General features: G+C 47.2%; 25 protein-coding genes and 1 other annotated feature. All 25 genes read left to right on the top strand.

Annotation, left to right across the window (positions count from 1 at the left end):
- Positions 1–4 precede the first annotated feature (4 nt).
- The gene (murC, locus tag QP794_RS17935) at positions 5–1324 is read left to right on the top strand and encodes a UDP-N-acetylmuramate--L-alanine ligase (RefSeq protein WP_285078518.1); all 1320 of its coding nucleotides are present in this window, start codon (positions 5–7) and stop codon (positions 1322–1324) included.
- A 119-nt stretch (positions 1325–1443) separates the two neighbouring features.
- A complete protein-coding gene (locus QP794_RS17930; protein WP_285078331.1) occupies positions 1444–2649 on the top strand; it encodes an SPOR domain-containing protein in 1206 nt (401 codons plus the stop codon).
- Between the two features lie 145 nt (positions 2650–2794).
- The gene (locus QP794_RS17925; protein ID WP_024633972.1) at positions 2795–3037 is read left to right on the top strand and encodes a DUF4321 domain-containing protein; all 243 of its coding nucleotides are present in this window, start codon (positions 2795–2797) and stop codon (positions 3035–3037) included.
- A 93-nt stretch (positions 3038–3130) separates the two neighbouring features.
- On the top strand, positions 3131–3742 hold the full coding sequence (locus tag QP794_RS17920; protein ID WP_285078330.1) for a Maf family protein: 612 nt from the start codon (positions 3131–3133) through the stop codon (positions 3740–3742).
- Between the two features lie 35 nt (positions 3743–3777).
- Positions 3778–4467 (top strand): RadC family protein, encoded by a 690-nt coding sequence (gene radC / locus QP794_RS17915; RefSeq protein WP_024633970.1) that lies wholly within the window; start codon positions 3778–3780, stop codon positions 4465–4467.
- A 194-nt stretch (positions 4468–4661) separates the two neighbouring features.
- Positions 4662–5696 (top strand): rod shape-determining protein, encoded by a 1035-nt coding sequence (locus tag QP794_RS17910; protein ID WP_063568116.1) that lies wholly within the window; start codon positions 4662–4664, stop codon positions 5694–5696.
- A gap of 189 nt (positions 5697–5885) precedes the next feature.
- Positions 5886–6758 carry a rod shape-determining protein MreC gene (gene mreC, locus QP794_RS17905; protein ID WP_285078329.1) on the top strand — a complete coding sequence of 291 codons (873 nt, stop codon included), beginning with the start codon at positions 5886–5888 and terminating at the stop codon, positions 6756–6758.
- A complete protein-coding gene (mreD, locus tag QP794_RS17900; RefSeq protein WP_024633967.1) occupies positions 6758–7291 on the top strand; it encodes a rod shape-determining protein MreD in 534 nt (177 codons plus the stop codon). The genes mreC and mreD overlap by 1 nt, the downstream gene beginning before the upstream one ends.
- 73 nt (positions 7292–7364) lie before the next feature.
- Complete coding sequence (gene minC, locus QP794_RS17895) at positions 7365–8027, top strand: septum site-determining protein MinC (protein WP_024633966.1); 663 nt, start codon at positions 7365–7367, stop codon at positions 8025–8027.
- A gap of 3 nt (positions 8028–8030) precedes the next feature.
- Positions 8031–8825: a septum site-determining protein MinD gene (gene minD / locus QP794_RS17890; RefSeq protein ID WP_024633965.1), complete on the top strand. Its 795-nt coding sequence runs from the start codon at positions 8031–8033 to the stop codon at positions 8823–8825.
- 226 nt (positions 8826–9051) lie between these two features.
- Positions 9052–9936 (top strand): M23 family metallopeptidase, encoded by an 885-nt coding sequence (locus QP794_RS17885; RefSeq protein WP_285078328.1) that lies wholly within the window; start codon positions 9052–9054, stop codon positions 9934–9936.
- Positions 9929–10789: a M50 family metallopeptidase gene (locus tag QP794_RS17880; RefSeq protein ID WP_285078327.1), complete on the top strand. Its 861-nt coding sequence runs from the start codon at positions 9929–9931 to the stop codon at positions 10787–10789. Before QP794_RS17885 ends, QP794_RS17880 begins: the two co-directional genes overlap by 8 nt.
- Positions 10790–10894: 105 nt before the next feature.
- Positions 10895–12145: an Rne/Rng family ribonuclease gene (locus tag QP794_RS17875; protein WP_285078326.1), complete on the top strand. Its 1251-nt coding sequence runs from the start codon at positions 10895–10897 to the stop codon at positions 12143–12145.
- Between the two features lie 56 nt (positions 12146–12201).
- Positions 12202–12286: a sequence feature (ribosomal protein L21 leader region), on the top strand.
- A 14-nt stretch (positions 12287–12300) separates the two neighbouring features.
- Entirely contained in the window at positions 12301–12612 is a 312-nt protein-coding gene (rplU, locus tag QP794_RS17870) for a 50S ribosomal protein L21 (protein ID WP_024633961.1), read from the top strand.
- Positions 12613–12625: 13 nt separating this feature from the next.
- The gene (locus QP794_RS17865; protein ID WP_079347324.1) at positions 12626–12955 is read left to right on the top strand and encodes a ribosomal-processing cysteine protease Prp; all 330 of its coding nucleotides are present in this window, start codon (positions 12626–12628) and stop codon (positions 12953–12955) included.
- Between the two features lie 23 nt (positions 12956–12978).
- Positions 12979–13290 carry a 50S ribosomal protein L27 gene (gene rpmA / locus QP794_RS17860; protein ID WP_024633959.1) on the top strand — a complete coding sequence of 104 codons (312 nt, stop codon included), beginning with the start codon at positions 12979–12981 and terminating at the stop codon, positions 13288–13290.
- A gap of 151 nt (positions 13291–13441) precedes the next feature.
- The gene (locus QP794_RS17855) at positions 13442–14179 is read left to right on the top strand and encodes a Spo0B domain-containing protein (protein WP_024633958.1); all 738 of its coding nucleotides are present in this window, start codon (positions 13442–13444) and stop codon (positions 14177–14179) included.
- A 17-nt stretch (positions 14180–14196) separates the two neighbouring features.
- Positions 14197–15507 (top strand): GTPase ObgE, encoded by a 1311-nt coding sequence (gene obgE, locus QP794_RS17850; protein WP_024633957.1) that lies wholly within the window; start codon positions 14197–14199, stop codon positions 15505–15507.
- Between the two features lie 229 nt (positions 15508–15736).
- Positions 15737–16174 carry an ACT domain-containing protein gene (locus QP794_RS17845; protein WP_024633956.1) on the top strand — a complete coding sequence of 146 codons (438 nt, stop codon included), beginning with the start codon at positions 15737–15739 and terminating at the stop codon, positions 16172–16174.
- 94 nt (positions 16175–16268) lie between these two features.
- Positions 16269–17555 (top strand): homoserine dehydrogenase, encoded by a 1287-nt coding sequence (locus QP794_RS17840; protein WP_024633955.1) that lies wholly within the window; start codon positions 16269–16271, stop codon positions 17553–17555.
- 122 nt (positions 17556–17677) lie between these two features.
- Entirely contained in the window at positions 17678–18748 is a 1071-nt protein-coding gene (gene thrC / locus QP794_RS17835; RefSeq protein WP_285078325.1) for a threonine synthase, read from the top strand.
- Positions 18745–19713: a homoserine kinase gene (gene thrB / locus QP794_RS17830; RefSeq protein ID WP_285078324.1), complete on the top strand. Its 969-nt coding sequence runs from the start codon at positions 18745–18747 to the stop codon at positions 19711–19713. The genes thrC and thrB overlap by 4 nt, the downstream gene beginning before the upstream one ends.
- Positions 19710–20591 (top strand): prephenate dehydratase, encoded by an 882-nt coding sequence (pheA, locus tag QP794_RS17825; RefSeq protein ID WP_285078323.1) that lies wholly within the window; start codon positions 19710–19712, stop codon positions 20589–20591. The genes thrB and pheA overlap by 4 nt, the downstream gene beginning before the upstream one ends.
- 140 nt (positions 20592–20731) lie before the next feature.
- Entirely contained in the window at positions 20732–21616 is an 885-nt protein-coding gene (gene ilvE, locus QP794_RS17820; protein ID WP_024633951.1) for a branched-chain-amino-acid transaminase, read from the top strand.
- 193 nt (positions 21617–21809) lie between these two features.
- Entirely contained in the window at positions 21810–23456 is a 1647-nt protein-coding gene (locus tag QP794_RS17815) for a LysM peptidoglycan-binding domain-containing protein (RefSeq protein ID WP_285078322.1), read from the top strand.
- Positions 23457–23994 lie beyond the last annotated feature (538 nt).

Below are 23994 nucleotides of genomic sequence, written 5' to 3'. Positions count from 1 at the left end.
TGGCATGAGTGCCATCGCGAGAGTTATGCTTGAGATGGGATACACCGTTACCGGATCGGATGTCGCTTCACAGGAGTTGACCGAGAAGCTGGCAGCCAAGGGAGCGAAAATATATATCGGACATACGGCAGAGCACGTAAATGGGGCAGACCTGGTTGTCTACTCTACGGCAGCTCCGGCGGATAATGTGGAGCGTGTGGCAGCCGAACAGCTGAACATCCCGATTCTGCATCGCGCCCAGATGCTGGCGCGTTTGCTGAACGAGCGCAAGGGTGTGGCTGTGGCGGGGGCTCATGGCAAAACAACCACTTCATCCATGATTGCACTCGTTATGGATAAATGTGATACAGACCCGACATACATCATTGGCGGAGAAATCATGAACGTGGGTACTAACGCCAAGGCAGGCCAGGGCGACTGGGTTGTTGCGGAGGCAGACGAAAGCGACGGTTCATTTTTGCAGTATCACCCTTGGCTAGGTATTGTAACGAATATTGAAGCGGATCACCTTGAGAATTACAACAGTGATTTTGAGGAACTCAAAAAGGCTTATGTGCAGTTCCTGAGTCAAATTCGTCCAGAGGGTACGGCCATTGTATGTTCTGATGACGAAAATGTTCAAGCTATTTTGCCAGCGTTAAAATCACGGGTGACCACATACGGCATTGACCATGCTGCTGATTATACAGCAACAGATATCGTGCTTGGTGATCGCCGAATTTCCTTTACAATGAACCACGAGGGGAATGCTTTGGGTACGGTGGAGTTGTCCGTTCCAGGTAAACATAACGTTTATAATGCGATGGCTACGGTCATTACATGCTTGGAAGCAGGTATTCCATTCGAGAAAATTACGGCTGCCATTATCCAGTTCCATGGAGCGAAACGCAGATTCCAGGTGCTGGGTGAGGCGCGTGATATGCTGATTATTGATGATTATGCTCATCACCCGACCGAGATTGAGGCTACGATCAGTGCCGCCAAAGCGACGGGGAAACGTATCATTGCAGTATTCCAGCCGCAGCGTTACACACGTACGTTCTTCCTGCTTGATGCGTTCAGTCGCGCCTTTGCAGAAGCGGATGAGGTTCTCATTACCGATATCTATTCCCCTGCGGGTGAAAAACAGATTGAAGGTGTGCACTCGGCCAGACTGGTTGAACTTATCGTTCAGAACAGTAATGCTTCTGCGCGTTATCTTCCGACAAAGGAAGAAGTTGTTGCAGATTTGCAGCACCGACTCCAGCCAGGTGATCTTGTGCTCACAATGGGTGCAGGTGATATCTGGAAAGTTGGCGATACACTTGCCAAAGGGTTGAAATAATTACATCCTTAAAACCGTCTGACTTCATTTTGAAGCGGGCGGTTTTTTGCATGAAATGGAATGTTTCAGATTCTCTTCGCATATAGCTGTTATAAATGGGACAAAGGAGAGGGTACGGGGTGAGCAATGCTAGAATGACGTTTCGCTTTGGGGATAACGAGTCGGACAAGCCTGAAAACAAGGGGATACCCACATCCAGCACATTTGCCGCTTTGAGTGAAGAAATTCCGCACAGTCCAACACCGACGCCAACGCCAACGCGGTTAAATACAACGCCTTCATGGACACCAGAGGATATACCCGGAGACTGGGGAGAGACGATGCTGACAGGCTCCACTGTACCTGAACCTTACCAAAGAACGGACAAGAATGAGATACTTGATGAGCCCGAATACAACTATAATCACCTTACTGCATATCCGGGGGATGAGGACGAGAGCAGATCGGACGAGAATTATGGTGATCATAATTGGATTGCAGATAGTGAAAATTACTCTTATAAGCGAAATCGTCCCCCGAGGGGCTGGAAAATGATAGGTTCAGTTACCGGTGCACTTGTAACCGGGGCCCTCTTCGGCATGGTTATTCTTTCTTTTTTCAATCGGGAAGGGGCCGTAGATCCTGGGAGCAAGATTCCCGCCAATCAGGCGGTGTCGGCTGTGACAGGTCAGGGGGGAGTGGCTGGTTCGGAACAGCAGCTCCAAGCAGCAACTACAGGCGGCAGTTATTATGCACTGCAATACGGTGTATTCAGTTCTCCTGAACGCGCTGAACAGGCGAAGGTGGAATTGTCCCAGGCAGGCATTGCAGCAGGCTCCGACCCGGAGGATGGTAATCGGGTATACGCAGGCATTTCGGCTGACCGTGAGGAGGCCAAGCTGCTTAGCACAAGGCTTAAGGCCGAAGGTGTGGAACTGTACGTCAAGGAAATCGTCAACCCTGAAGTGAATCCAGCAGTATTCGGCGGAAAAGCAGAGGATGTTCAGCAGTTCTTCGCAAGTGGATCAACTTTGGTAGAACAACTGTCTACCCTCTCGATCCAGCAGCTCGGTCAAGCTGTTCCTGAAGCCGTCTCAGCCGAAACGATGACTGCACTACAGAACCAACATGAACTCTGGCTGACTGGTTTGAATAGTATTGCACCGGGTCTGAGTGCAGACGTACAACCCTATGTATCCGCGATGGAAAAATCGATGAACAGTGCGGTAACCGCACTTGCCGAATACAACAAAAATCCGGCGAATGTGCATATGTGGTCTGTACAGTCCGATCTGATGGAATATGTACTACAGCAAAAAAAATGGCTTGAGGCGATAAAACAGTAATCAACGCTTTCCCATAACACAGCCTTGAAATACCTGTCCGGCAAGGAACTGGAAATAGTTCCCCTTGCCGGATTTGTGTTTGTATTGACGTACAAAACCCCGTATAATAATGTGGGTGTCAAAAAATGGCGAGGGAAGATCACCGATGAAAAAAAACTTCGGCATGTTATTGCTGTTTCTGCTGCTCGGCTGGCTGGCCGGTGCGTGGATCGCCAAGGCACTGCAGCCTGTAAAGGCCGTTGCCTTTCTAACGAAAGCCACGACCATTCGTTGGTCGCCGCAGGCTGATCTGGATATTATCAGTTATGATATTTCACTTCAATTTCAAATGAGCCTCCTGAGTCTGATTGGTATTATTGCTGCTGTATGGCTGTATCGCAGGTTATAGGAGAATGACGAATTTTGACGAAGAAACTAAAAAAATGATATCTACTAGCGTGATCCGATAGGATTGTCGCCGTAGCATAAGGGGCCGGTTATTTTGGATAAAACAAAACAGCGTCGCATTATTCTGGCTTCCACTTCGCCACGGCGTAAAGAACTGATCGCATCACTTCATCTAGCTTTTGAAGTAATACCAAGTCATGCTGATGAAGATACACCAACGGAATGGACTCCTGAACAGACGGTACAGGAGCTTGCGATGCGTAAGGCGCTTGCCGTTTATCGTGGGCTGGAAGGCCGTGAACAGGATGCGGTTATCGTGGGTAGTGACACAGTTGTCGTTCTGGACGGTGATATTCTTGGCAAACCCGTAGACGAAGCGGACGCTGAACGTATGTTATCTCGTTTACAGGGACGTGTACACCGTGTTTTCACGGGAGTAGCCTGTATTGATGCAAACAATGGGCAATCTATGGTTCAGTATCGACAGACTGATGTAACGATGAAGGAACTGTCTGAAGCTACGATTCGTGCGTACGTTCAGACCGGGGAGCCTTCGGACAAGGCAGGATCATATGCCATTCAGGGCATTGGTGCTTCACTGATAGACCGTGTTGAAGGATGTTATTTTAATGTGGTGGGCCTACCGTTGTCCTTGCTTAGCGATATGCTGGATGGATTCGGCATACATGTACTGCCGCGTACATGAAATTCCGCAATTGACGATCTGAAAAGAGGGAACATATGGAGTCGCCTCAATATATGATGCGCGACATCCCCCAAGAAGAACGCCCGAGAGAACGCATGATGGAATACGGGGCGGGCGCCTTAAGCCATGCTGAATTGCTGGCGATTTTACTTCGAACGGGTACAAGACAGGAATCCGCAGTGCATATGGCACAGCGGATTCTGACCGAAGCGGGTGGAATTCGCTCGTTGATGGATTTGAGCCTTGAAGAACTGACTGCGATGAAGGGAATCGGCATGGCCAAGGCTGTACAGCTGAAAGCCAGCATTGAGCTTGGTCATCGGATTGCGAAGAGCAGACTTACACAGTCCACTTCCATCCGTACCCCTCGTGATGCGGCCGATATCCTTACCGAACAATTACGTTACTTGCAGAAAGAACACTTTGTGTGTCTTTTCCTGAATAGCAAAAACCACATTATTGCCCAGGAAACACTCTCCATGGGTAGCCTTAACGCTTCGATTGTACATCCGCGTGAAGTGTTCCGGGCTGCCATCAAATGCAGCAGCGCATCTATTGTGTGCGCACACAACCATCCCAGTGGTGATCCTACGCCTAGTCCAGAGGACATCCAAATAACCAAAAGACTGATCGAAGCCGGCGCGATTGTTGGCATAGACGTGCTGGATCACATTATTATCGGAGATGGAACGTACGTAAGTTTGAAGGAGAAGGGCTTAGTATAATATAATGGTTGGCGTTGATGTTTTCCTATGAATGTTGACGGCGTTGTCCGTAGAAGATAGGTTCACTTTACACATGCAAAGCAATGCAACACAAAACAAATGCGAATATTAGCTCCGCCATTGTGGTGGGAATGAAAATGAAACGCTCTTGATGAACTGGGGCGGCTATATGAGGCAGAAAAGGAGATTACGTCATGTTTGGTGGTTTTACGAAAGATTTGGGTATTGATTTGGGGACAGCGAATACTTTGGTTTATGTACGTGGAAAAGGAATTGTGGTGCGAGAACCTTCGGTTGTCGCTATACGGACAGATACAAAAACCATCGAGGCAGTAGGTGAAGCCGCCAAGAAAATGATTGGACGTACACCAGGTAACATTCGTGCCATTCGTCCAATGAAAGATGGCGTTATTGCCGATTTCGATACAACGGCAACGATGATCAAATACTTCATCCGTGAGGCGCAGAAGCAACGCTCCATGTTCCAGCGTCATCCTAACGTGATGGTATGTGTACCATCCGGGATTACTGCGGTAGAACAACGTGCCGTTGAAGATGCAACAAAACAAGCCGGTGCGCGTGAAGCCTACACAATTGAAGAGCCTTTTGCAGCAGCAATCGGTGCAGATCTTCCGGTATGGGAACCAACGGGAAGCATGGTTGTCGATATTGGTGGCGGTACAACAGAAGTGGCTGTTATCTCCCTGGGCGGGATTGTAACGAGTCGTTCGGTTCGTGTAGCGGGTGACGAGATGGATGAGTCCGTGATTCAATACATTAAACGCCAATATAATCTGATGATCGGTGAACGTACATCGGAGCAGTTGAAGATGGATATCGGATCAGCTATGCCGCTTGAGCAAGTGGAAACCATGGAAATTCGTGGACGCGACCTCGTTACAGGCCTGCCGAAGACGATTACGATTACTTCGGATGAAATCAGCGAAGCTCTGGCGGATACGGTGAATGCCATTGTTGAAGCTGTAAAAGTAACATTGGAGAAATGTCCTCCTGAGCTGGCAGCAGATATTATGGACCGTGGTATTGTTCTCACAGGTGGCGGCGCATTGCTTCGCAATCTGGACAAGCTGCTTGCTGGTGAGACAGGAATGCCTGTTATCGTAGCAGAGAACCCGCTCGATTGCGTTGCAATCGGAACAGGTAAAGCGCTTGAGAATATTCATTTGTTCAAGAGCAGAAGCAGTTCGGCAGTTCGCTCCAAACGATAATTGATATCTCCCCCTGCTTGGCTCGCTTATCGGCCAAGGGGCGTGATATCAACGAAGAGGACCTGGCTTAGGCTGGGAGAGCTATTACCCGCATACCCGGGGAGAATGGACTGATATTCTCGAAGGGACTATAAGTCTGACAGTCTCCCCGCCGGGCATGGCTCGGAAGAGAATAATGGATGTTAGAGGGTGGTCGAACTGTTTAAACTGCTGGGTAACAAAAGACTTTTTGTTTTGCTGGTGGGCCTTGTTACATTTATCGCGTTAATGGGCTTTACGCTCGGTCCGCGAACCGCTCTATCCTGGCCGGAGAAATTCCTGAAGGATTCAGTCGGATTTGTACAATACGTATTTTACAAGCCCGCTTCTTCTGTAGCGGGCTTTTTTAAAGATTTGGCGAACATGCGTACGGTATATCAAGAAAATGAAGAGCTTCGCATTGCGATGGGTCACTATACCCGGGATCGGCTGAAATACAATGATATGGAGCAGGTAAATGAACAGCTCCAGAAAGCTCTCAATTTTACCGAGGAACAAAAAAATCGGTATAACTACGGTTCACGAATTGCTCAAGTTATCAGCGCCAATTCCGACCCGAACAGCAGAACGATTAATATCGACATTGGTGAAAATGCGGGAATTAAGGCTGGGATGGCTGTCACTTCGCAGGAAGGGCTGGTTGGGGTCGTTAGTCATGTCAGCTCATATACGTCCACAGTTAATCTGTTGACTTCCATGGACGCCAATGATCCAACATCCAATGCCATTGCAGCTACAGCGGTTGGTAAAGAAAAAGTGTTTGGCATGATCGAGAGTTATGATCCAAAGACCGGCATGCTCAAAATGACCAAGATCTCGGAAGATTCCAATATCAAAAAGGATGATGAAATCATCTCCTCCGGGATTATCAACAATTTTCCGAAGTACATGCGTATTGGGAAAGTAGAAAAGGTTGAAGTTGGGGAGTACGGTTTGACAAGGACTGCGATTATTAAACCATACGCAAGCTTTTTAGACTGGAAAGAGCTGATTGTCATTATCCCGCCTGAGGTAAAAGAGTAATGGTGACGCGCAAGCAAGTCTTATTCCTGCTGCTGTTCGTGTTGTTCATTGCGGAAGGAACGATTCTTCCGTTACTCATTCCTTCGGGTTGGCAAATGCGCATTTCTGCGAATCTGGTTTACATCGTAATTTTATTTATCGCTGTATATCATCATCGGCACACGGCGTTGGTGCTTGGCATATTTTTTGGACTGCTGCATGACGTCGTATTTTACGGCGAAATGATTGGACCATACGGATTCTCTATGGGACTCTCAGCATATATGATGGGACTTATTTTCCAAGCCCCTCGTGCACCACTGCCAGTGATGGTTTCCGTCGTCCTTTTAGGAAGTCTGCTGAATGATACCATGTTATTCTTTCTGTATAAGCTCTTCCAACTCAATCACGTGACATTTGACTGGGCGCTGCTTGAATACATGATTCCCAATTTGTTCATTCATTTTGTGTTCGCGCTGATCATTTATGTTCCTCTTCGGAAACAATTGGAGCGAATTGGTAAGAGAAAGAGCAAAGCACAAGAAGCTTCTTGAACCATTTTTGGAGTGAGAAGCAGGAACTTGGGGACCCGGGCACGAAATGTAATGAGATGGGAGGGACAGGCTTATGACGGTAAAATCGAATCACGTAACGATTAAAGGCATCCGAGACGGCCTGGTTTTCCTGTTGGACGATCAATGTGAATTCGAGGAATTGCTCTACGAGCTCCGCTATAAGCTGGAACACAGCCATCAAAATATTTTGACCGGACCGATTGTTCATGTGGATATCAAACTGGGCAGCCGTGAAGTGACAGAGGACCAGAAAGAAGCAATTCTTGATATATTGAAACAAAAAGGGAATTTGCTCATTCGTTCCATCGACTCACCGGCCCTTAAACCAGAGGTTAAAGGGCCGCCGCCGATTGTGACCATGTGTGGTATGGTACGTTCTGGCCAGGTGCTTCATCATGATGGGAATCTACTGTTTCTTGGAGATATCAATCCGGGGGGCACAGTAACGTGTACCGGAGATATATATGTTTTGGGTTCACTCAGAGGCATGGCTCACGCTGGAATTGGTGGGGACGAAGACTCGATCATTGCCGCTTCGGTATTTGCACCGACGCAGCTGCGGATCGCTGACATCATCAGCCGTCCTCCCGATGAGTGGGAGAGCCGAGAGACCGGAATGGAATTTGCTTATTTACAGGACAATCAGATGCAGATCGACAAGATGAGCAATATCGTTCGGTTGCGCCGAGATTTTAATGTGTTTAAAGGAGTGTAGCTCATGGGAGAGGCGATCGTGATCACTTCGGGTAAAGGCGGCGTGGGTAAAACAACCACCTCGGCAAACATCGGGACAGCGCTGGCGCTGCTCGGAAAAAAGGTTTGTCTGGTAGATACCGATATCGGCCTTCGCAATCTGGATGTCGTGATGGGACTCGAAAACCGGATCATTTATGATCTGTGCGACGTTGCAGACGGCCGCTGCCGACTGAATCAGGCTTTGGTCAAAGATAAACGTTTCGAAGAATTATATATGCTGCCTGCAGCACAAACGAGAGATAAGAACTCTGTGTCACCCGAACAGGTGAAGGACATTATCCTCGAATTGAAAAAAGATTTTGAATACGTCATTATTGATTGTCCAGCCGGAATTGAGCAAGGGTTCAAAAATGCGGTTGCAGGAGCGGATCAAGCGATTGTGGTCACTACACCAGAAAATGCAGCTGTCCGTGATGCGGACCGTGTCATTGGTTTGCTGGAGAGTTCACATATTCAATCACCAAAGCTGGTCGTGAACCGTATCCGCAACAATATGGTCAAATCAGGCGACATGCTCGACATTGACGGCATTTTACAAGTACTTAATATTGATCTGATCGGGATCGTTCCTGATGATGAGCTTGTCATCAAGGCAGCTAACTCGGGAGAGCCTACAGTAATGAATCCGGATTCACTTGCGGCCATTGCCTATCGTAATATTGCCCGTCGTATTCTGGGGGATACCGTTCCCTTGATGCAATTGGAGCAGAAAAAGGGTGCCTTTTCACGTTTCAAAAAGTTTTTTGGAATGGGTTAACTCGATCGTCCTTATCGCATTCTTGTATGACAGCCGCGGCCCTCAAGCCCGGCTTTTTGATTATTATGGGGCATTTTAATTAAGGTGTCTTGTATAGAACGGGATATGTACTTCAAGTAAGGGCTCCACATTGTGGGGTTATTTTTGCTTCCAGCCGAAGCTTGTTCATATTATGAACGGGCCCCTCATAGGATGTAGTAAACAAGCCTCGGCGGGAGGATATTCCATGAATACGAAACTCAGAATCAAGCAGAGAAGAGAAGAGCGCATTCGACGGCTGATGGATGGTGCGACGGAGGAAATTATGCAGCAGCGAGAATCGGGCCCGGTATCTGATAAGCGTACATCAGCGCAACGTAAGCCTCTCTCGGCTATGGATATACAAGAAAATCTACGAACGGCAAGATCTTCACTGGCAGAACAGGAAAGAGATCCGGAATGGCTGTGGAAAAAAGAGAATGGGCATTATGGTCCTGGCGGCCATCCACGCTTCAATCTGATGAAGTCTTTCATGGGACGAACGGTGGTTAGCATTTTATTATTCGGCGGCGTTTGGGGATTATTCCAGTTGAATACCGCGTGGACGACACCTGCCAAAACCGTGATCGCCGATATGCTGCATCGTGATATGGACTTTGCGTATGCCGCTGCATGGTACGAACGTCACTTTGGCGGAACGCCATCATTCCTGCCTGTTCTTGGACATACCACTGATCCTGTGAACGGCTCGGGTATTCGACACCTGCTGGGCAAACCGATCTCTGGAACCATTGTTCAGCCTTTTGCACTGAGCATGAAAGGTATTGAAATTGTTCCCGAACCTGCCGGCACTGGGCTAGTTCAGGTTGTCAGTTCAGATGCCGGACGAGTACTTCAAGTATTGGATGATCCGGAAAATGGAACTACGGTCGTAATCCAGCACTCTGGCCAAGTGACAGCCATATACGGACGCTTGAACGAAAGTGAAGTTCAGGTGAATGATTGGGTAGAAGCGGGTGACGCAGTCGGTAGCCTGAAGGAGACTGGAAATGATCAACCTGCCACATTGTATTTCGCTGTAAAAGAGGGAGAGGAGTACGTAGACCCTGCGGAAGTGGTTGCCCTTGATTAGGTTATGGGGGGTGCGTATCTCGTTTCACCCTTTTTTTGTGATCATCATGATGGCCTCCCTGTTGACCGGAAACTTTATTGAACTCATCACGCTGTTTGCCATCGTTTTTATTCATGAATGTGGACATGCTGCAGCGGCAGCCCTTCTGGGCTGCCGTGTCCTTTCGATACAGATGCTTCCTTTTGGCGGCGTTGCCGTTATTGAGGATGCCGGAAATATTACAGCTCGTCGGGAGATCATTATCGCATTGGCAGGCCCATTTCAAAATATACTCATGGTTGGAGTCGTTTTATTATTGAAGTATGGAAACCTGGGAGACCCGGTTTTTTTGGATTATATTATACAGGGGAATCTGCTAATTGCCCTCTTTAACCTGCTACCCGTGTTGCCGCTCGATGGCGGTAAAATTGTACAGGCACTCGTTAGTCTGGCTGCTCCCTACTATACGACATTGATGTGGACTTACAGGATCAGCATTCTGTGCAGCGCAGGGGTTATTTTGGTTGCCATTGGACGCTGGTTTACTGGTGATTACGGGTTACCGTTAAATATTCTGTTGATCGGGATTTTTCTGTTCTATTCCAATGTGACTGATTACCGAAATATTCCATATCGATTTATCCGATTTCTGATGAATCGTGAAAGTGCATTCACCCGCCATGCAGCTACAGGAAGTTTGGCGCAGCCGATAATCTCATTTCCGGCGAAACCTTTGGAGTCTATTTTGCGTCTATTTAAGAGAGAAAGATACCATATGATATATGTGATGAATAGACAGGGAAGAATCATGGCCGTTTTGCCTGAGCAGCGAATCATCGGTTCTTATTTCAAACAAGACACGGATAAGTTGTAGCATCTTGGTGGATCTGTCCTGAAATGGGTTAATACATGTACAATGAGTATGGCAAAGATACAGAATGGATGTGGATGAATTGAATTGTCTTCTAGAGGTGAAGCCATGAAACAAATGATTGTACATAATGAACATAACCTCATGCAAATGGCGCTTCTGGAAGAAGGCAAAGCTGTAGAGTTCATGGCAGAGCGTACACGCGAGCGTGGGCTGCTGGGTTCGTATTTCAAAGGACGGGTAGTGAACGTGTTACCAGGTATGCAAGCTGCTTTTGTGGATATCGGTCAGAAAAAGAATGCTTTTCTGTATGTGGACGATGTATTGCATCCCAATCTGGAGAAACAACCGAAAGTGAAGCCTTCGATCTCGGAGCTGCTTCGTCCAGGTCAGGATGTAATCGTTCAGGTCCTGAAGGAGCCAGTAGGAAGCAAAGGAGCCCGGGTGACGACTCATTATTCGCTGCCGGGCCGCTGGCTTGTCTTCATGCCTTTAGCGGACTATGTAGCCGTCTCCAAGAAAATTGCCCGTGAGGGCGATCGATCCCGCCTCAAGACGCTCGGTGAACAACTGAGACGGGACGAAGAGGGGCTTATCATACGAACCGTATCTGCAGAGGAACAGAGGGAAGCCATTCAGGCCGACCTGGAAACATTACGTGAGCAGTGGCGTCTGATCCGTGAAAAAGCGAATAGCTTGCCTTCACCAAGCCTGCTGCATCGGGATCACAGTATGGTTCAGCGGATTATTCGGGATGTGTATACGCCTGGCAGCGATGAAGTCATTACAGATAATGAAGTACAAGCCAGGGAATTGAGTGCTTTGCTGAAGGAAATCTGTCCAGGCCATCAACCTAAAGTACAGGTGTACAGGGGAGAAGAATCAATTTTTGCTGCCTATCGTGTGCAGGAGCAGCTGAACAAGGATTTTGCTCGCAAGGTATGGCTGCCTGGAGGCGGATATATTGTCATTGATCATACCGAGGCGCTCACTGTAGTCGATGTCAATACAGGCAAGTATACGGGAGCTGGCGGTGACAGTCTGGAAGAGACCGTAACGGAGACGAATATGCAGGCAGCGGTTGAGATCGCCCGTTTAATGCGTCTTCGGGATATCGGTGGCATGATCATTGTGGACTTCATTGATATGGAGGAAGCGTTGAATCGGCAGGAAGTTGCGGCAACACTGGAAAATGAACTCAAGAAGGATCGAACTAAGGCTTTTGTCATGGGGTGGACCAAGCTGGGGTTGCTCGAACTTACCCGTAAGAAGGTACGGGAAGAGAGTACGCTCCCTTATGTGGAGCCGTGTTCTTCCTGTCATGGGACAGGCAAAAGATATATTTCACCGTTGCATTGATTTTCAGTATAGTTGGTGGTATAATCTTCAGGTATGTGTTTAGCCTAACGGTCTTGCACATGCTGTAACCGCACTGGCCGGGTACAAGAACAGTTCCGAAAGTAGACTGTCACCTGAGACCGGGCGAGTCTGAGACATGAGGAGGTGCAAGGCAAATGTACGCAATTATTGAAACAGGTGGAAAACAGTACAAAGTCCAAGAGGGCGATGTTCTGTTCATCGAGAAATTGACTGCGAACGATGGCGAAAGCGTAACGTTCGACCGTGTCCTGGCTGTATCTAACGATCAAGGTTTGACAGCAGGTACACCATTGATTTCCGGAGCAACTGTAACGGCTAAAGTGGAGAAACATGGCAAAGGACAAAAGGTTGTTGTATACAAATACAAACCTAAAAAGAACTACCATGTGAAGCAAGGTCACCGTCAACCGTATACTAAAGTAACTATCGAAGCAATCAAAGCGTAAGAAGGTGCGATAAGTGATTATCGTTCAAGTCTTTCGTAATGATGACGGGAGCATCGATCGTTTCTCCATCAAAGGGCATGCTAATTTTGCCAAGCGAGGAGAAGACATCGTATGTGCCGGGGTATCCGCTGTTACAGTGGGTACGGTGAACTCGATCGAAACACTGACTGGTGTCGAAATGGATGCCAAGATGAAGAATGGCTTTTTAAGCGCTTCTTTACCGGTGCTGGAGAAAGACGGAACCTGGTCCCAGGTACAATTGCTACTCGAATCCATGGTGCTTATGCTCACTGATATTGCAGAGTCATACGGAAAGTATATTCAGATAGAGCAAGTCAAATAATTAAAGAAGGAGGACAACCAATCATGTTGAAATTAAATCTTCAGTTATTCGCATCGAAAAAAGGTGTAGGTTCCACGAAGAACGGTCGTGACAGTAACGCACAACGCCTTGGCGTTAAACGTGCTGACGGTCAAACAGTAACTGGTGGTAGCATTCTCGTTCGCCAACGCGGAACGAAAATTCACCCAGGTACTAACGTGGGTATCGGTAAAGATGACACTTTGTTTGCGAAAGTTGACGGCGTTGTGAAATTCGAACGTTGGGGACGCGATCGTAAAAAAGTAAGCATCTACCCTGTGAATGTTGCTCCAGTAGCAGCTGCAGTAGAAGCATAATATCGGCATTCCGCCTAAGGAGCCTTCGGCATTTTTGCCGGAGGCTTTTTGTATTTTTAGGTTATTCGATAATGAACTGGCAGAAAAGACATGTTATACTTGTGTACGGTGGGGATTAAACCAACCGAGTTTTGTAGAACGGGGAGAAGCCATGAAATCTTGGAAAAGAGTGCCGTGGATTGCGGCATGTTCACTTCTGATTCCTTTGGTTTTCGTTATGCTGTATCCAGTGGTTATTTCAATGGCTGTATACGCATTGTGGTCCGTCGCGGTGCTTTTTGTTTCTGTGAACGTGATGAAAAGACAGGCAGAGGCGGAACGCAGAACCATCATACAATCTATGGAAAAGACAGCAATTGCATCATTAAATCATCATAGGCATGATTGGATGAACGATCTTCAGGTGTTATATGGATATCTTCGGCTGGGCAAACTTGATAAATCAGTGCAATGTGTGGAAAGAATAGTAGAGCGGGTTAACGAAGAAAGCCGAATCTCCAGATTGGGTATTCCTTCACTCGTTTTTTATCTTCAATCTTTCCGGACCAGTGGAGTCGCTCTGGAATTGCATGTGGTAGTAGAGGAAGAGTTACAGCTTAGTGCTCTGGTCTCTCCCGAGGATGGCGAGTCACTTACGGGGGCGATTGCCGATGCGATTCGTGCCTATCAATATGGCGGCGGCCGGTCGTCTTGGGGAGAGGTTCGCAAACTGACCTTGAACTTCGGACAGGACCATGGAGATGTGGTTGTTCGGCTGGATGGGGATCAAACACCCGATCCGGAAACACTGCGGCAGCTCAATGCCGTACTCAAAGGAAAAAAAGTCAGAACGGAGCAGCTTCCGTCTGAGGATACGTTTATACAATTCAGAATGCCTTGCGGAATATAGGAAGAAGGGGTTAACCAATGTTTGTAGATAAAGCTAAGATTTATGTGAAAGCCGGAGACGGAGGGGACGGAATTGTTTCGTTTCGTCGTGAGAAGTATGTACCGAACGGCGGACCTGCCGGGGGCGATGGAGGCAGAGGAGCTGACATCATTTTCCGTGTGGATGAAGGTCTGCGTACGTTGATGGATTTCCGTTACCAACGTCACTTCAAGGCCCCTCGCGGTGAGAAAGGACGTAATAAAAGTCAGCATGGCGCGAACGCTGAGAACATGATTGTACGTATTCCACCAGGGACTGTGATTTTGGATGAAGACAGTGGAGAAGTACTGGCTGATTTGACACGTCATGGTCAACAGGTTGTTGTTGCTCGTGGTGGACGAGGCGGACGGGGAAATATCCGTTTTGCCACGCCTAACAATCCAGCGCCAGAACTGGCCGAAAATGGTGAAGAGGGCGAAGAGCGGTACATCGTACTTGAGCTTAAGGTCATGGCAGATGTCGGTTTAGTTGGTTTCCCGAGTGTTGGTAAATCCACGCTGTTGTCTGTTGTATCGGCAGCCAAGCCAAAGATTGGAGCCTATCATTTTACAACGATTACACCTAACCTGGGTGTTGTTGGTGTGGGAGAAGGCCGCAGCTTTGTTATGGCCGACTTGCCGGGTCTGATTGAAGGTGCTCATGAAGGTATTGGACTTGGACATGAGTTCTTGCGTCACGTTGAACGGACGCGTATCATCGTTCATGTCGTTGATATGTCTGGTTCCGAAGGACGTGATCCGTTCGAAGACTGGCAGAAAATCAACGAGGAACTGAAATTGTACAATCCTGTTCTCGCCGAAAGACCACAGGTTGTAGCAGCGAATAAAATGGACATGCCAGACTCCGAAGCTAATCTTGAAGAATTCTTGCAGAAGGCACGTGAGGTTCAACCGGATATTGAAGTTATGCCTATTTCATCCCTGACACGGAAAGGCATTCAAGAGCTCTTGTATCGTGCCGCTGATCTGCTGGATCAAATTCCGGACGAGCCAGTGGTTGAAGAAGTGGCAGACTTATCCGAACGTAAAGTGTACAGCTTGGACAAGAAAGAGGACGATGGCTTCCGTATTGTACGGGAGAACGAAATCTTCGTTGTCGAAAGTGCCAAGATTGAACGTATGATGAAACGGATGCAGTTGAACTCCCATGAAGCCATTCTCAAACTGGCGCGTACATTGCGGTATATGGGTGTGGATGCGGAACTGCGTAAACGCGGAGCTGAAGAAGGCACCATTGTGCGCATTGGCGAATTTGAGTTCGAATTTGTGGAAGGCAGCAGCTACTACTAAGGCAGTTGGCCGCTATGTACAGATAAAGGCTAGAACATACGCAGAGAAGTGGGAGATGACCCGCTGCTCTGCGTTTTTTTTATTTTTCTCTTACCTGCACGCAGGATAAACTTGTATACTGTTAGGAACTGTTTTTCAAAAATAGACATGTAACGTATTGCCCTTTTGGAATAGTTCCTTTATAATGTCCACTATATGAATACATGAGTCTTTGAGGAGAGGACGTTCTGTGAATGAACGCTATTACTTAGTACGGGAAGACATTTTGCCAGAGGCTGTAGTGAAGACCATGCAGGTTAAAGAACTGCTGGCTTCCGGAGATGTCAAAACAGTTCATGAGGCGGTTGAACAGGTTGGATTAAGCCGAAGTGCCTTTTATAAGTACAAGGATGGCATCCATTTGATCAACCAGCTTGAACGGGAGAGAATTGTAACGATCTCCATTGATTTGGAGCATCAGTCAGGAATACTGTCTCGTGTGCTCGGACATGTAGCTGGTTATGGAGCCAACGTGCTAACCATTAATCAAAGTATCCCGCTCCAGGGAAGAGCCAACGTTGTAATTTCGGTGGAGACATCGCATCTCCATGGGGAAATCGGAGAAATGCTCGATCGGATGCAGGATATGCCCGGGGTTCGACGCACGCGCATTGTAGGCCAAGGTTAAATAGACGTTATCGTAAAACGTTTAGTAATAAGTTGTATGGATGTTTGAATCGTACAGGGGTGAAGGAGAAAAAGACAATGGGGGTAGAGCGTTGGTGAAACCGGTAAAAGTGGGATTGTTGGGTCTGGGTACGGTGGGTACTGGGGTCGTTCGCATCGTGGAAGGGAATCAGGAGGATCTGAGCAGTCAGGTTGGATCACCGATTGTCATAGAGAAAATTGCAGTGAAGAATACGGAGAAAGATCGTGTCATTGCTGTAGATCGTGCGAAGCTCACGGTAGATCCCTGGGAAGTCATTCGTCATCCGGATATTGATGTTATCGTGGAAGTGATGGGCGGCATTGATCAGACCAAAGAGTATATTCTTGAAGCGCTGGAGCGGGGCAAACATATCGTTACGGCAAATAAAGATCTGATGGCTCTGCACGGTTCCGAGATTTTGGCCAAAGCACAGGAAAAGCAATGTGATGTCTTCTATGAAGCGAGTGTGGCAGGGGGCATTCCGATCATCCGCACGCTGATTGAAGGCTTCTCATCCGACCGGATTACCCGCATTATGGGGATAGTGAACGGAACAACGAACTTTATTTTGACCAAAATGAGCCAGGAAGGCGCCTCGTATGAAGAGGTTCTGGCAGAGGCTCAAGCACTCGGATATGCAGAAACCGATCCAACATCGGACGTCGAAGGACTCGATGCAGCTCGCAAAATGGCGATTCTGGGTACGTTGGGCTTCCGCACCAATGTCGAACTGAAAGACGTGACCGTTAAGGGGATTACATCCGTAACCCGTGAAGATATTACGTATGCCAAAAGACTCGGCTACGAGATGAAGCTGCTGGGTATCGCAGATCGTCGGGATGATGAGATCACGATTAGTGTTCAGCCGACGATGGTAAGACAGAATCATCCGATTGCTTCCGTCAATGGGGTGTTCAACGCGGTGTATGTTCATGGCGAAGCTGTAGGTGAGACGATGTTCTACGGTGCAGGTGCAGGTGAACTCCCGACGGCTACTTCTGTAGTGGCGGATATCGTGGCTGTGATAAAAAACCTCAAGCTGGGCGTGAATGGTCTCAAAGCGATTGTGCCTTATAAACAGAAACGCTTGCAAAGTGACGAGCACATTATGTCGAAAAACTTCATTTTGCTGCATGTGGATGACAAGGCAGGGGTACTGGCGCAAATTACTCAAATCTTCGCTGAATACGAAGTCAGCCTGGCTTCAGTTGTACAACAGCCAAACGAGCACAACCCGGATGCTGAGATCATCATCGTTACGCATAACGCTAGCAAGGCGAGCATGGATAAAGTATTAAAACACTTTGAGTCCCTTGCCGTCATTCGTCGCATTAAGAGTGTGTATCGGGTAGAAGGATAATTCGTTCCTCATATTATGGTTTGAATCTTCAGGTTGAAGTCCCGGTTTTAAGGAACACGATTAACCATATAGATTTATGCAATCATATTCGATTTATTAATTGACAAAGGAGTTTACCCACAATGAGATATCAAGGATTACTGCAAACGTACAGAGAGCACCTGCCGGTTAATGAAAATACACCCCTGCTTACGCTTCACGAAGGAAACACACCCCTGGTTCATGCCGAGAATCTGTCCGAGGAACTTGGATTGAATTTATATTTCAAATATGAAGGTCTGAATCCAACAGGTTCATTTAAAGACCGCGGAATGGTTATGGCTGTTGCTAAAGCATTGGAAGAAGGCAGCCGCACGATTATGTGCGCATCGACAGGCAACACTTCAGCAGCAGCAGCAGCCTATGCGGCTCGTGCGGGTCTGAATTGTATCGTATTGATTCCGAATAACAACATTGCGCTGGGTAAACTGGCTCAAGCCATGATTTATGGAGCCAAGGTGATTGCGATCAATGGCAACTTTGACCGTGCATTGGAAATTGTACGTGAGATTACGGCCAAACATCCAATTACGCTCGTGAACTCCGTGAATCCGTTCCGGATTGAAGGTCAGAAAACGGCTGCATTTGAAGTTATTGAGCAGCTGGGTCAGGCACCTGATGTACTCGCAATTCCGGTGGGGAACGCAGGAAATATCTCAGCCTACTGGAAAGGATTCAAGGAGTACAAAGAAGCAGGCAAATCGAATTCCCTGCCTCGTATGGTCGGTTTTGAAGCGGAAGGCGCCATGGCAATTGTCAAAGGTGAACCGATCCTTGAGCCTGAAACCGTAGCAACAGCTATTCGAATTGGTAATCCGGCAAGTTGGAAAACCGCGGTAGCTGCAGCTGAAGAGTCTGGCGGACAGATTAACTATGTTACTGATGAAGAAATTCTGACAGCCTATCGTACGATCGCTGCTCGTGAAGGGATTTTTGCTGAACCTGCGTCCGCTGCTTCTGTTGCCGGTGTATACAAACTGAAGAGTGAAGGGTACTTTAAAGGCGGAGAGACTGTGGTTTGCGTACTGACAGGACATGGCCTCAAAGATCCTAATATCGCAATTAAAACGGTAGCGACTGAGCCGCTTGTTGTGGAAGATTCCGAAGAAGCGGTTATGGCGGCAATTGCGCAACTGGAGCAACAATCGGTATGAGCTTGAAGCCAAGGGTAATCGTTAAGGTACCTGCAAGTACAGCCAATCTGGGTCCAGGGTTTGATACCCTGGGCATGGCATTGTCTTTGTATGCCTGGCTTGAGATGAAACCGGCTGAGCAGACGACATTCCATTTACATGGGGATCATCTGACTGGTCTTCCAACAGATAAATCCAATTTGATATATGAAGTTGCACAGATGGTCTTCAACGAAGCCGGGGTCTCCGTGCCGGAGTTGGAGATTTCCATGTATTCCGATATTCCGCTTACTCGGGGACTGGGAAGCAGTGCATCTGCTATCGTAGCTGCATTGGCTGCTGCTAATGCATTAATTGGCACTCCATTATCTGATGCCAAGCTTCTTGACATGGCTACGTCGCTGGAGAAACATCCGGATAATGTAGGTGCTTCACTATATGGAGGTATCATTACAGCAGCGTGGGATGGCAGTCGGGTAGACCACATTCGCATTGAGCCGCATCAGGATTTGCAAACTTTGGTCATCGTGCCGGACTTCGAGTTGTCCACTTCAAAAGCCAGAAATGTAATTCCACAGCAGTTCGACAAATCGGATGTCATTCACAATATAAGCAGGTCATCCTTGCTTGTTGCTGCCTTGGCCAGTGGAAGATTGGATATGATTCAAAAGGCGATGTCAGATCGGATTCATCAACCTTACCGGGCATCCTTGGTACCCGGCATGGCTGATATCCTGGAGAACGCGGTTAGTCATGGCGCGCTTGGAGCCGCTTTGAGTGGAGCTGGACCTACCGTGTTGACGATGGTAGACCGTCATGATACCCGTAAGCTTGAGCTGGAGCAATATTTAATAGACACGATGAGCCGTGAAGGCATCACTGCATCGGCATTGTGGTTAGATCCGGACCTGGACGGTGTTACCGTGCTGCCTGATCAAGATGAAAGTCCTTTTATGGACAGAGTTAAAGGGGAAGTTAACGCATGAAACGAATTGCTGTATTACCTGAAGGTTCCGTTTCTCATGAAGCAGTAGATTTTCTGTTTAATGGGGAGCCTTTGGAATTGCTTCATTCCAAGCTGATTTCTGATGTTTTCCGTGCTACGGATAGTGGAAAGTCCAAGTACAGCGTCATACCCATTGAAAACACGATTGAAGGCTCCGTTAGCTTGCATATGGACTGGCTGGTTAACGAAGTGGACATTCCGATGCAGGCTGAATGGGTGTATCCCTCCATACAAAATGTGATTGGGCATGGCTCCGAGTTCAGGACAGAGAGTGGCGAATATGATTTCGGGAAAATTACGAAGATCATGTCCCATCCCGTAGCGATTCCGCAATGCCAGAATTTTATTCGCCTGCATTCACCTGGAGCAGATCTTGAGGGTGTGAACAGTACAGCGGAGGCTGTAGAAATTGTGAAAAAAAATCCTGGCAAAGGCTGGGTTGCGATTGGCACAAGGCTTGCTGCACAGAAGCATGGTTTGGACATTATGGCTGAACGGGTTACCGACCATGACAACAACTATACTCGTTTTGTGCTGATAGGTCATGAGCCTGTACAGATACCACGAGAGCCTGACCATGTGAAAACCAGTTTGCTGGTTACATTGCCTGAAGATGCGCCGGGTGCATTGCATCAGGTGCTGTCGACTTTTGCCTGGCGAAAACTGAACCTGACCCGATTGGAGTCACGTCCAACGAAGAAAAAGTTGGGTAGTTATTACTTTTACATTGATGTTGAGGAAAGTGCAGATTCCGTATTGCTTACCGCAGCGATGGCTGAGATTGAGGCTTTGAATTGTCAGGTGCGCGTTCTTGGCAGCTATCCGTGTTATACATATCCTTCGTTAAAAACGTCCTGAATCAGGGCGAACATTGTTGAGGATTGTCATAAGACTGGGTAAAATGAGCAAGAAATAGCTTGTCATTTGTTGTACAATGAACGAGATAAATCTAGTTTCGGAATCAAGGAATGGAAAATTTTATGGAGGTGCAGTCATCGGTGTCAGAACAATGGATTTATTTGGATGGTCAATATGTGACCAAAGAGAACGCAACCGTTTCGGTATATGATCATGGATTTTTGTATGGAGACGGTATTTTCGAAGGTATTCGGATTTATAACGGTAACATTTTCAGATGCAAAGCGCATTTGGATCGTTTGTACGATTCGGCTAAATCCATCAGTCTGAACATTCCACTGTCTTATGATGAGATGCTGGAAGTGATGGCTGAAACGGTACGTCGTAATGATATGCGTAACGGTTATATTCGTCTGATCGTTTCGCGTGGACCTGGTAATCTGGGTCTTGATCCGCTCCGCTGCCCTAAAGCATCCGTTATCATCATTGTAGAGCAACTGGCGATCTATCCGGAGGAAGCGTATCTTACCGGGCTGAAAGCCGTGTCTGTATCCCAGCGCCGCAACATCCCGGATGCCCTTAATCCAAAAATTAAATCCTTGAACTATCTGAATAACATCCTTGTTAAAATTCAATCCACCTATGCAGGTGCTGGTGAAGCGATTATGCTGAATTCCCAAGGATATGTTACGGAAGGCTCCAGTGATAACATCTTTATTATTAAAAATGGTGTGGTCTATACGCCACCTTGTTATCTTGGAGCACTCGAAGGAATTACACGTCAGGCTATTATCGATCTGTGCGGTGAGTTGGACCTTGAATTAAAAGAAGTGCCATTTACGCTGCATGATGTGTACATTGCCGACGAAGTCTTTTTCACTGGAACAGCTGCAGAAGTTATTGCTGCTTATGAAGTAGACGGCAGAACGATTGGAACGGGTGTCGCAGGTCCTGTAACCTTGAGGTTGCTGGAAGCGTTCCGTCAAATTGTCGATAAAGACGGTTACAAAGTTTGGGAAGATTAATGGCACGACCTGAATAGGGGAGCAAGAAATCCTTCATGTCTCAGAAATTCAGCATACCCGGAGTATGCGGTTTTTGAGGCAGGAAGGATTTTTTTTGTTTAGTTGATGTCATTAGCCTAATTTCTGCATAGGATGTAGTAACGGTATGGGCGAATGCACTGCCCAAGTATCACGTCTAGGAGGTTAGTTCCAAGTGAAAATACACATGGTGAAAAAAGGCGACACATTATATCTGCTGTCCCAAAAATATAATGTAGCGTTGGACAAAATTATCGCAGCTAATCCGCAAATTGCAGATCCCGACAAGTTGGAGATCGGCATGAAGGTCAAAATTCCGGCGGAGCCTGTAACACCAAAGCCCGAAGGTATGTTGCACAGTCATAAAGTTCAGCAAGGCGATTCATTGTGGAAGCTGTCACAGGCATGGGGAATTCCGTTGAAAGACATGATCAATGCCAATCCGCAATTGAAAAATCCAAATGCTCTTCTTGTAGGGGAAACCGTGTACATCCCAGCAAGCAATGCAGGGGGAAATGCGGCTTCAGAGAACGGTGCATCATCCAATGTTGCTCATGAGAAGCTGTCACCAGAAGGGAAGGAATACACGGGAGTTAAAGAAGAAACAGCTCCAGTTGTACCAGTAGCCCCAGCCCCTGAACCAGCACCTGTACCGGAAGTCTCCAATTCGGTTCCAGCTCCGGTACCTGCAAATCCAGTCATACCTAATGTCAAGCCAGAAGTGGAAGTTTTACCACAATTACCTGAAATTCCTGAAGAGAAGCCGCAGAAGGAAGCTTACAAAAAAGAAAATACTAAATCCGAAGTGCAATTAAAACCAATAACTGAAGCGCCGACGTATACGATGCCTAATATTTCACCTGAGGTCATGCCTTTACCTGAAATACCTAACAACAACATGAAATGGCCTACAGAAGTGGCACCTGCTACCAAAGCTCCGTGTGGTTGCGGCAGTAAAATGCTTCATGCTCCTGCCGAGCATCCGTATGCTCAAGTTCCTGTACCAGCACAAGAGGTTTACACTGCTCCACAAAACATGTACACGGCCGGGGCGTATGACAATAATACTTTCCCGGGTATACCAGAAGTGAGTCCGTACTCCATGGGGAATACATCGAACACGCCTTGGACCGGCACAGAGTATAATCATAACAACGTCAACGTTATGCCAAACGTATCTGCTGAAATGCTAAATAACTCCTATCCGATCGCTCCAGCAGGTCAGGTGAACAGCCCATTTCCTCCATTTGCAGCCAATGATCATATGAACCACCAACCACCGCACATTTCTCCTTACTCTATGCTTCCGTACCCGCCATGTGGATGTGGCAACCATCATATGCCCAACCATCATATGCCCAATCATCAATACCCATATCCCTCACATAACTATCAGAACCCAGGATGGGGCACATACAATCCATACGGGATGCAACCCGAAATGACTACATCCATGATGCCAAATCAGCCAATCGAGTATGCGTATCAAAACCCATATCCTACTCAGAACATGGTGCCGTCGTCTCCGCTTGGTGCATTTGGTGAAATGTATCCTCCACAAGGCAAGGGGGAAGGCAAAAAGGGCGGACGTGACGAGGCAAGTCTAAGCCAGTCGGCTACAGAGAATGAGGCTGAGTTTAATATTGAAGCGAAGCCAAAACAAGCAGCCAAAACAGGAACCGCAAAGCGCAGAACAGCCAGACCTGCTGCAAAAGCCAAATCCAAAGTATCTGTGTCCGGGAAAACATCAAGAGAGCGAACCGGAACATCCACTAAACGCAGCTCAGACAAAAAGCGTAGAAATCCATGGATACAACAATAACATTGTAGAGTAAGTGAAAAGCATTAAGCTTCAAAAGGCCGACTGTCAGAAGAGTTGGCCTTTTGGGTATTGTATTGAAATAGGGGAATACAAGAGCATAATGGTAATGTCTCGTCTGCTAGGACTCTTAGTAGATCTCAGAAAAGCCATATTATGCGACGTTATGAATAAGGAAATAGTGCTTCAAATCAAAATAGGTTTAGCAGGGAAGACGGGGATTTAGAATCTATTAAATGTTTTTCGAAAAAACTATTGCATTGGTTTCGTCAGTGTGATATATTATTTAAGTCGCCGCTGAAACACAGTGTTGACAGGGTAAAGAGTAACAAACAAGTTTGATCTTTGAAAACTGAACAACGAGTGAGTAACGATCTTGCTTGCAAGATCGACGCTTCGAAATCAGTACACGTCTTCGGACCGTATGATTTCGAAGCATAAATGAGATTTTTAATCTCGTCAGTTTCAAAATGAGCATATCGCTCTTTTCAATACTTTATTGGAGAGTTTGATCCTGGCTCAGGACGAACGCTGGCGGCAT

Origin of the sequence: Paenibacillus sp. UMB7766-LJ446, assembly GCF_030226665.1 — a bacterium.
Taxonomy (GTDB): Bacteria; Bacillota; Bacilli; order Paenibacillales; family Paenibacillaceae; genus Paenibacillus; species Paenibacillus vandeheii.
This window is presented reverse-complemented; position numbering and strand designations above follow the sequence as displayed.